This is a genomic window from Janthinobacterium sp. KBS0711, assembly GCF_000988085.1.
Classification (GTDB): domain Bacteria; phylum Pseudomonadota; class Gammaproteobacteria; order Burkholderiales; family Burkholderiaceae_D; genus Janthinobacterium; species Janthinobacterium lividum_E.
Genome location: NZ_LBCO01000033.1, coordinates 815775 through 825306, shown reverse-complemented (window position 1 = coordinate 825306; position 9532 = coordinate 815775). Strand labels below are relative to the sequence as shown.

Here is a 9532-nt window from a genome sequence, read left to right as displayed (position 1 = left end):
CCTGCCAGTAGGATATTGCGGCGGACGTGGTTCAGGGATTCAGTCATGGTCTGTCAATGTTTTCGGAGTGGAAAGGGTGGCCAGCAGTTCGCCGATGGCGAGCAGGTTGGCCGGTTTGGTCAGATGGTGGTCGAAGCCGGCCGCGCTCGATTGGCTACGGTCGTTTTCGGCGCCCCAGCCCGTCAATGCAACGAGCACGACGTTGGCGCCCGCCGGTATCAGGCGCAGCGCGCGTGCCACTTCGTAGCCATTCATGCCGGGCAGGCCGATATCGAGAAAAATGACGTCGGGTAAGAATTGCGGCGCCACGGCAAGGGCTTGCGCGCCATCGTGGGCCACTTGCGTTGCATGGCCCATCATGTCGAGCACGGCGGCGAGGGTAACGGCCGCGTCGACGTTATCATCGACCACCAGCACGCGGAACTGCGGGCCGCTGTCGGTAATGGCGGGCGCGGCCAGTGCGACGGGGGCGGCCGGCTGCGCCGCCAGCAGGGGCAGGCGTACGCTGAAGGTACTGCCCAGGCCGGCGCCGGGGCTGGCCACCGTGGCGCTACCGCCGTGCAACTCGACCAGGCGACGCACCAGCGACAGGCCGATGCCCAGGCCGCCCTGAGCCCTGCCCATGTTTTGCCCCACCTGCGTGAACATGTCAAACACGGTCGTGATCGATTCAGCGGGTATGCCGACGCCGCTGTCCTTGACTTCGATCAATGCCTCGTGACCATCGCGTAATGCGCGCAAGCCGATGTGGCCGCCGGCCGGCGTGTACTTGGCGGCGTTGTTGAGCAAATTGCCCAGCACTTGCGCCAGGCGCGTAGGGTCGGCTTCGAGCGGCAGTGACTGCTCGTCGAGTTCCACTTGCAATTGGTGACGGCCCGCCTCGATCAGCGGCATGCTCGTCTCCACGGCGCTGGCGATGATGGTTTTCAGATCCGTGCGTTCAAGCTTGAGTTCGATCTGTCCCCGCGTGATGCGGGCCACGTCCAGCAAATCATTGACCAGATGCACCATCTGATTGACTTGCCGCTCCATCACGTCGCGCACCCTCGCCACGGTGGCGGGCTTGTCGGCGGCCAGGCGCATGATCTGCAAGCCGTTGCGGATGGGCGCCAGCGGATTGCGCAGTTCGTGCGCCAGGGTGGCGAGGAATTCCGTCTTGCGCCGGTCCATTTCGGACAGGTTGTCGGCCAGTTGGCGCAACTGTTGTTCAGATCGCTTGCGCTCGCTGATGTCGCTGAACAATACCGTCAGCAGGCGGCTGCCGGGGCCGCCCAGGCGCGCTGCGAAGACTTCGAACCAGCGCTCCATGGCCACGGCTTCGTTTTCGTAGCGCACGGGCTCGCCGGTCTTGACGACCTGGTCGTACAGGTCGAACCAGTGCTGGTCGTGGTCGGGCACGAAGCTGCGGATGGTCTTGCCGATGGCGTTTTCCAGTCCCGACTGCTTGACGAAGGAGGGATTGCCTTCCAGGTAGCGGAAATCCACGGGGCGGCCCTGCTCGTCATACAGCATTTCGATCACGCAAAAAGCCTGGTCCATCAGCTCGATCAGGGTGCGGTAGCGTTCCTCGCTGCGGCGCAGCGCATCTTCCACCTGCTTCTGGCGCGTGATGTCGAGCAGGACGCCGGGCAATTGCAAGGGCGTGCCATCGGGCGCATATTCCGCGCGGCCCCGCGCGATGACCGAGCGGTACTGGCCATCGCCGGCGCCGACGCGGTAGCTGGCCTCGAACGGCGTGTGCGTCTGTAGCGCCTGGGCAATCTGCGCGCTGACTTGCTCGCGGTCATCGGGATGGATGATGTCCAGGTAGCGCGCCAGAGGCGCCGCAGCGGCCGCATCGGCATTGACGGGGAACAAGCGCGCCATATTGCTGTCGGCCGTGACCCGGTCGGCAACGATGTCCCAGTTCCAGGTGGCCACTTCGCCGGCCGCCAGGGTCAGGCGCAGGGTTTCCTCGTTTTGCTTGCTGGCCGTCAGATCGAGCGAGATACCGGACAGGCCGATCACGTTGCCGGCACCGTCGCTGGCGCAGGTGCCGCGCATGTGTGCCCAGTGCAGCGCGCCATCGGGCCAGCGCACGCGGATGTCGACTTCAAAATCGCTGGCGCTGGCGATGGCCGCGTGCACCACCGTTTGCCAGTGCTGCAGGTCGCCGTCGAGCATGGCGCCCGTCAGCTGCGCATAATCGATATGGCTGTCAGGCGGCAGGCCCAGGTTGGCCTTGAACGCATCGGAGCCAGCCATGCTGCCGCTGCCCAGGTCGATCTCCCACGTGCCCATGCGGCCGCCCTGCATGGCCAGGCGCAGCCGCTGTTCCGTCTGCCTTTGCTGCGTCACGTCGCAATGCGAGCCCAGCCATTCGACGATGCTGCCGTCGGGCGCCAGCACAGGCAGCATGCGCACGAGCATGTTGCGGTAGGCGCCGCTGACGTGGCGCAGCCGGTATTCCGCTTCGAACACGCTGGTCAGGTGCGATGGCATGACGTAAGGCAAGTTGCGGTCGTCCGGATGCAGGGCATTGACCCAGCCGCGGCCCAGCAGCTCGGCCTCGGTCTGGCCCGTGAAGGCACGCCAGGATGGCTGGTCGATATCGAACTTGCCGAAGGTTTTCGTGCTCCAGACGATGTCGCAATGAGCGCTCAGCAGTAAATGCGCCGCCTGGGCGGCGACGGTGGAGGAAGGGACGGCGTAGCTGGGCTGGCTGGGTTCTGGCATGGCGGCAATTAACGATGGTGCAGGGGGCCGCCGCCGCACTGGAATGGGGCGGCATGGCAGCGCAAGTCTGGCGATATTACAACTATTTTCACCCTCGGGGCTGTCTTGCTGGATGCGCATTCCGCTTTCGGCTGGCCAGGCGAAAAAGACGTGCCATGCAGCAAGTCATCAGGGGAAATAGCCAGACAAGGGCGCTATTGTGGCTGAATAACCACTAGTCGGCCCTTTATGTTGATGAATGAATATTTTACATAACAATATTCTTGCAGCGCACAAGGCGCTTGAATTAAATTGGCGCCTTACTCAAAAGTTGGTGTTCATCAGACATCCCGGAGATGCGGCCGCTACCGCTGTCAGCAAGCACGACAGCCAGGGCAGAGCCAATGACGCCAGGAGCGGAGAGACATCTGCTCGCGCTGCTGCACCATGATGGTGCAGACGATCATCCAGCGCCGTACATAAGCCGGAGACAGGTTTCGCAATTCTTTTTTAAACTTCTGGGAAACAACATGATCAAGATGTCCAAGATGCACAAGCGGTTGTGCGCCAAAAGCGCCGCCATGCTGGCACTGTCCGCAGCCCTGCCTATCGGCTCGGCCTATGCTGATGAAGTCGCTGCTGATACGACTCCTGCGGCCAGCCAGCTGGAAACCGTGACCGTGACGGCGCAGCGCCGCAAGGAAAATATCCGCGACGTGCCCGTCTCCGTATCGCTGCTGCGCGATGAAAAGCTCGACGTGCTGGTCTCTGGCGGTCAAGATATCCGCGTGCTGGCCGGCAAAGTGCCGAGCTTGAACGTGGAGTCGTCGAACGGCCGTACCTTCCCTCGCTTCTACATCCGCGGCTACGGCAATACCGACTTCAACATCTTTGCATCGCAACCTGTTTCCCTGATTTACGACGACGTCGTGCAAGAAAATCCTATCCTTAAGGGCTATCCGATTTTCGACGTGGCTGGCGTGGAAGTACTGCGCGGCCCGCAAGGTACCTTGTTCGGCCGCAATACGCCTGCCGGCGTGGTCAAGTTCGAATCCGTCAAGCCGAACCTGGACAAGGTTGAAGGCTATTACAACGTTTCCGCCGCCACGCACAACACGACCAATTTCGACGGCGCCGTCAACGTGCCACTGAGCAAAGAATGGGCGTTGCGCTTCTCGACCCTGCGCCAGCATCGCGACGACTACGTCGACAACACGTTTACGGGCCAGAAAAACGCGCTCGACGGCTACGATGAACACGCCGAACGCGTGCAACTGCTGTACGCGCCGAACACCATGTTCAACGCCCTGTTCAATGTGCACCAGCGCAGCACCACGGGCAGCGCGCGCATCTTCTACGCCAACATGATCAAGCAGGGCACGAACGATATCGTCGACGGTTTCGACCCGAACAAGTCGTTCACGAATGCGCCGAACTTCCAGCGCCTGCGCACCAACGGCGCCAGCGCCCGCCTGAGCTGGGATCTGGACGGTATTAAACTGTACTCGGTCACCGGCTTTGAACAGGTCGGCAATTACGTGTCGCATGGCGACATCGACGGCGGCACGCCAACGGGCCCGGGCTTCATTCCTTTCCAGGTTGAAACGGCCGGCGGCATTACCAGCGTGAAGCAATACTCGCAGGAGTTCCGCGCCGAATCGAAGAATGCCGGTCCGCTCAACTGGCAGGCTGGCGTGTACTATTTCAACGAAGATGCCAACGGCTTCACCGACAACTTCAATACCGACACGCATGTGCTGACCACGCACCTGGCCAGCCGCCAGAAAAACTCGGCCTGGGCAACGTTTGGTTCCGTCAACTACGCCGTCAACGATGACTTCATGCTGCGTGCCGGCTTGCGCTACACCAAGGACAAGAAAGATTTCAACACGGTGCAAGCGACCAACATCGTGCAGGTCAGCCCGACCAGCGCCGATGTCAGCAAAGCCAAGGTCAACTGGGACTTGAGCGGCACCTATAAATACAACAAGGACGTGAACTTCTACGGCCGTGTTGCTACCGGTTTCCGCGCGCCAAGTATTGCCCCGGCCAGCACCAGCGTGCCTGTCACCGTGGCCGATGCGGAAACGATCACCTCGTTTGAAGCCGGTATCAAGGCCGATTTGTTCGAGCGCCGCGCCCGTGTCGCCTTCAGCCTGTACAACTACCAGGTGAAGAACCAGCAATTGACGGTCGTGGGCGGCACCTCGAACGTGACGCGTTTGATCAATGCAGCCAAGACGAATGGCCGCGGCGCGGAACTGGAACTGGAAGGTTTTGTCACACCGAGCCTGAAGATGTCCCTGGGCGGCAGCTACAACTTCACGGAAATCAAGGATCCAAGCCTGTCGATCGCTACCTGCGCCCAAACGCGTTGCACCGTGACCGATTCGCTGACCAGCGGCAACCGTGCCATCATCGACGGCAATCCATTGCCGCAAGCGCCGAAGTGGACGATCACCGCCACGGGCCGTTATTCGATCCCGATGGAGAACGGCGAATTCTTCGTCTTCACGGACTGGGCTTATCGCAGCAAGATCAATTTCTTCCTGTATGAGGCAACCGAGTTCACCGGCAAGCCGATGGTCGAAGGCGGCTTGCGCGTGGGTTACACCTGGGATGCCGGCAAGTATGAAATGGCCGTTTTTGGCCGCAACATCACCGACACCCAGCGCATCACGGGCGCCATCGACTTCAACAACCGCACGGGCTTCATCAATGAGCCACGTCAGTTTGGCGTGCAATTCAAGGGCAACTTCTAATGGCCTGATACCAGGCGCCGGCCCTAGCGGCTGGCGCCTGCGCTCCAACCCGCCGACGGTTCGCGCCGCGGCGGGTTTTTTTATGTGCGCTCGGGAAGTTGCGCCAGCCGCTGCGCCCAGGCGGGAATGGCTTGCCGCCAGAAATCTTCCACCTTGTCGGCACGTATGTCGATGCCCAGGAAGCGGGCGGCCGGCAGCAGCGCCGACGTCAGCAGTTCGGTGGCTTGTGTTCCTGTATCGAAGGCGAGGGCGCCCGTCTGCTTGGACAGCTTTTCGCCGCTGTCGTTCGTGACGACAGGCACGTGCAGGAAGCCGGGGTGCGGCAAGCCCAGCACATCTTGCAGATACAGCTGGCGCGGCGTGGAGTCAATCAAATCGGCGCCGCGCACCACCTGCGTGATGCCTTGCGCGCCATCGTCGACGACGACGGCCAGCTGATACGCCCAGTAACCGTCGCCGCGCAGCACGATGAAGTCGCCCACTTCGCTGGCCAGATCCTGCCGCTGTGGACCCGCCCAACGGTCGGCAAATGCGTACACCGCATCCGCCCCCTGCGGCACCCGCAGCCGCAGGGCCCGCGCCGCCTTGCCCGGCGCCAAGCCATGGCGGCAAGTGCCCGGATACACGGCGGCCCCATTTTTCGGCGTTCCCGCCTGCAAGTTCGAATCCTGGATCTCCTTGCGCGAACAGCCGCACGCATACACGAGGCCATCGTCCTGCAATTGCTTCAGCGCCGCCTCGTACAGCGGCAGCCGCCGGCTCTGCCACGTCGCCTCGCCATCCCAGTGCATGCCGCAGCGCTGCAGGCTGGCCAGAATGCCGACGTCGGCGCCCTCGACATTGCGGTCATAGTCCAGGTCCTCGATACGCAACAGCCACGTGCCGCGATGTACCTTCGCATCGAGATAACTGGCCATGGCCGCAACGAGCGAGCCCATGTGCAGGGGACCGGAGGGGGAGGGGGCGAAGCGGCCGATGTAGGGGGCGGTGGAGGAGAGCATACGGATGAAGGTTATTGACAGTAGTAATACGTGCTGGTGTTGCTATGAGCGTTGACTCATCCAAGTATCGTTCAGAGTGATATCCAAGTCAAATTACGACCCTGATTCAGATGTGGCTAGGATCGTTGGCCGACTGTAGCAATAGCGAACACAAGCGTTTTGCGCAACCGCAAGAATTAATCGTTGAATGAGGGCATCAATTGCATTTCGTAATGCATGTCATCGCGATGGCTCGGCGTTGCTGGACTACCGAGGAAACTGTTGCAGCCGAGTCCGCATTGTCCCGTGGCAGGCAGGGACAGGCCGTGCACATCGCTGGCGCGCAGTACCAGCACAATGTCGTAGCGTATGAGCGGCTGGCCGAACAGCATCAGCATGCGCCGCAGCGCTTCGCTGGCAGGAGCGTGCGGCAGGAAGCTGGCGTGCTGCCTGGCAGTGAGCGGGCCCAGGCGCAGGCGCACGGCCAGGTCGGGACGGCGGCAGCGCTCGCCGACGAGCGCGCGCTGGCCCAGCACGGCATTATCCGCGCCCAGCGCCGTTTGTTCGCGCGGCGCCAGCACGTCCATGGCGCCCGTCGCCTCGTCGATGTGGCAGGGCACGCCGAAGTGGTCGGCGAGGATGCGCGCCATGACGATGGACGAGATGTTGCGTTGCTGGAGCAAGCCACTGTACAGGCCGGCTGCCGCCTCGTCCTGGCACGGGCGGAATGCGGCCAGGGCCAGCAGGCGCGACAGGAAGTCACCGCTGTGGCCGGCCTGCTCGATGCGGTATTTTTGCCAGGCCTGGTAAAACAGGGCCACTGCACGGCTGGAAAACAGGTCGAGAAAGGCGCGCGCGCTGTTGTCGCGTTCGCTGTGCTGGTGCGCGGCAATACGTTCCGAATAGTGGCTGGGCAAGCTGCCCTGGCAACCCAGCAAGCCCATGAAGGTGGGCGTGAGGTGGATGTGCTGGCCGTGGCCCGACAGCAGTGCTTGCAGAAGGGCATCCGCATCGTCGATGCCGCCGGTCGCGAGTGCCTCGAGCTGGCTGGCGGGAAAGCGCAGCGAGACGCTATTGTCGAAGCGCACGAGCTTTGCCAGCGCCGTGTGCTCGTCGATGCCGTGTTCGGCCAGCCAGGCCAGCAGCAGGCGCAGCGCCTGGAAGCACTCGAAGCGCTGCGGCGCGTCGAGCAATTGCTGGATCACGCTGGCGTGGCGTCGGCGCTGCGTTCTGGGCATCGGATGAGTTCCTCGCCGTTGCGGTGCGACAGCAGCGTCAGTTGACTAAAACAGTTGAGCTGACTGTTCAGGGCGAAATAGCGCTGCAGCACCTGGGCAAAAACATAGATGCTGCTGCCGACGAAGGCTTGCTCGTCGATGCCCAGACGGATGGCGATGCCGGGCATCAGGGTGGGGAACGGCACGGTGGGCATCCAGGCGCGCGTGCTGCCGTGCTCGAGCGTGGCGATGCCCTGGATCAGGCGTTGCGTGGTGGGCGAGCGGGGCAGGTCGTACAGGCCCAGCATTTTCTGGAATTCGCCCAGGCCCGCTTGCGTGAGGCTCGAGTAGTTGAGCGACAGGTGCGCAATCAGCCGCCAGTGCGCGCCATTATCGGCCAGGAAACGCAAGCCGGGCGTGGGCTTGCGCAGGAAGCGCGCGGGGATGCCGTCGGGCACGTCTTCGGCCAGCAAGTCGCCGCCAGGCAAGCCGTAATGCAATTGCGTGGGCAAGTCGCGGTTGCTGCACAGCAGCTGCGTCGAGACGGTGGCGCAGGCCGCGCTGCCTGGTGAAAACTGCGGGTCGATCAGGCTCAACCGCGTTTCATGGCCGGGACTGATGGCCGCCACGGCTTCGTCGCGGCGCGCCAGCCAGTATTGTCCATGCTCCTGGCCATGCTCTGCCTGGGCGCCTTGCAGCGAGGCGTACAGCGGCATGAAGGTGCTCAGGCGCTCGCCGGCCTCGTCCTTGCGCACCACGGTGACGGCCTCGATGCTGTGGATGTCGTAGGCAAACGCATGCGTGGCATCGGCCACCAGGGCGTAGTCGGGCTCGGTATGCGTGAGGCGGATCGGCACGCCGGACTTGGCAAACAGGTTGACGGCGGGCGTGCAGCCGAGCAAAAGATTATCGGGGCTGACGCCGGACAAGAGCCGCGCTTCGTGGCTGTCGCTGCGCACGCCCTTGAGCGGCAGGTGCAGGGTGAACTGGCGGCACTTTTTCGGCAGCCACGGGGCCAGCAACGACCATCCGATATCGATGAAGTGGAATTTTTCCGGAAATGCGAAATATTCGGTCAGCAGGCGCAGGGCCGGGTGCGAGCGGGCGGAAATGGGGATCAGTGCGTCGTCGTCCGCATAGCCGGCCGGCGCCAGTGGCGTGCCCTCGACAGCTTGCCATGGGCTGTGTTCATCCAGCGCCACGTACGCGCCAGCGCCGTGCAGGAACAGGGCGTCAAGCAGGGCCGCGCGCACGGAAGGTTCGCCATCGGCAAACAGCCTCAGGTTGGAAAAACCGGCTTGGTCCAGGTGGTACTGCTCGCTGCCGCTGGTGAATTGAATGCTGAGCAAGGCGCTGGCGCCATCGGGCAGGCGCAGGCCGGGCGGAGCGTCGATGATCGGTGAGAAATGCAGGCGAGAAATGGCCAGCGGCGCCAGGGTCACGTCATACGCGCTCGTGAATTTGCAAGCCACGCCCTGCACCGGCTGCGAGCGCAGCACCGTGCCGCGCGCAATATGCACCACCTGGGCCAGCTGGCTGCCGCCCGGCGCTTCGTCGGCGGCGATGCGCACGATGGAGCACGATGGAAAAGGCCGCAGGTAGTGCGGGTACAGGGTTTCAAGCAGGGAATGGGTAAATTGCGGATAGGCGTCGTCGAGGCGCTTGGCGACCCTGGCCGTGAGCAGGGCGACGGACTGGATCAGGCGCTCGACATGCGGGTCTTCGCACGTCTCGCCAGCGATCAGCAGGCGCCCGGCCGCCTTCGGATAGCGGCTGGAAAACTCGCGCGTGTACTGGCGGAACAGGCCCAGCTCGCGCTCGTAATACGGTAGTAGTTGTTCCACGGTCGCGCTCTCCGCCAGCAGGAAAGCTTCATGCT

5 protein-coding genes are annotated in these 9532 nt (G+C 63.0%); 1 reads left to right on the top strand and 4 read right to left on the bottom strand.

Annotated elements, in window-relative coordinates; translation table 11 throughout:
• Nucleotides 1–39: 39 nt before the first annotated feature.
• The gene (locus tag VM94_RS27445; protein ID WP_052755884.1) at nt 40–2715 is read right to left on the bottom strand and encodes a hybrid sensor histidine kinase/response regulator; all 2676 of its coding nucleotides are present in this window, start codon (nt 2713–2715) and stop codon (nt 40–42) included.
• A 509-nt stretch (nt 2716–3224) separates the two neighbouring features.
• Between VM94_RS27445 and VM94_RS22310 the strand changes: the two genes are divergently transcribed.
• Complete coding sequence (locus tag VM94_RS22310) at nt 3225–5456, top strand: TonB-dependent receptor (protein ID WP_046685368.1); 2232 nt, start codon at nt 3225–3227, stop codon at nt 5454–5456.
• An 80-nt stretch (nt 5457–5536) separates the two neighbouring features.
• Here VM94_RS22310 and gluQRS read toward each other — a convergent pair whose 3' ends face one another.
• The 3 genes from gluQRS to tssF all read right to left on the bottom strand — a co-directional run bounded on the left by gluQRS (nt 5537) and on the right by tssF (nt 9497).
• Nucleotides 5537–6457, bottom strand: coding sequence for a tRNA glutamyl-Q(34) synthetase GluQRS (gene gluQRS / locus VM94_RS22305; RefSeq protein ID WP_046685367.1), 921 nt, complete (start codon nt 6455–6457; stop codon nt 5537–5539).
• 176 nt (nt 6458–6633) lie between these two features.
• Complete coding sequence (tssG, locus tag VM94_RS22300; protein WP_046685366.1) at nt 6634–7674, bottom strand: type VI secretion system baseplate subunit TssG; 1041 nt, start codon at nt 7672–7674, stop codon at nt 6634–6636.
• Nucleotides 7638–9497 carry a type VI secretion system baseplate subunit TssF gene (gene tssF / locus VM94_RS22295; RefSeq protein ID WP_046685365.1) on the bottom strand — a complete coding sequence of 620 codons (1860 nt, stop codon included), beginning with the start codon at nt 9495–9497 and terminating at the stop codon, nt 7638–7640. Before tssF ends, tssG begins: the two co-directional genes overlap by 37 nt.
• Between the last annotated feature and the right edge of the window lie 35 nt (nt 9498–9532).